The sequence below is a fragment of the Ancylobacter lacus genome (assembly GCF_018390635.1).
GTDB classification, from domain to species: domain Bacteria; phylum Pseudomonadota; class Alphaproteobacteria; order Rhizobiales; family Xanthobacteraceae; genus Ancylobacter; species Ancylobacter lacus.
This window is the reverse complement of sequence record NZ_JAHBGE010000046.1, coordinates 1-529: the sequence shown is the minus strand read 5'-3', so window position 1 is coordinate 529 and position 529 is coordinate 1. Positions and strand designations below refer to the sequence as shown.

At 59.5% G+C, this 529-nt stretch carries 1 protein-coding gene; it reads left to right on the top strand.

The genetic code is table 11. The annotated features are described in order from the left end of the window. Nucleotides 1-242: 242 nt before the first annotated feature. On the top strand, nt 243-529 hold a 287-nt coding region (locus KHC27_RS11485; RefSeq protein WP_213339151.1), incomplete at its 3' end, for a hypothetical protein.

Genomic DNA, 529 nt, shown 5'->3' with positions numbered 1-529 from the left:
GGCCAACACCGCCCTCACCCTCTCCGCCTCGGATTTCGTCTTCGCGGCGTGAGGCGCCGGACGAGGGGCGAGGCATGTGGCGGAGCGGTCACAGCCCTGACCTTTCAGGCGAAATCAGCGCCGACTCTGCCCCCTTTCCAAGTACCTCCTATTACCGATGCCGATTCTGAGGTAATTAGATAGCATTAAAGTATAGAACGCTGGCCGGCAGCGAGCGGCGAGCGTATGCATGGGGATCGAGAATGAATTTCACACGTTCCGGCAAGTTCACCCGGACCAGCACCACGACGAACACCACCACCAACGAGACGCTGTCGACCTACGGCTATTACGGTAGCTCGGTCATTTACACTGCCGACTCGTTCAAGATACTGTCCGGCAGCGACGCCAACGAAGCCTTCATCTACGATCTCACCCTCAGCGGCACCAACGCGCTGCGCTTCTCCGGCTTCATGCTCTTCGATGCCGGCGGCGGCGACGACATCATGGACTTCACTGTCCGTCCCGCCAATGCGGGGCATGAATACGA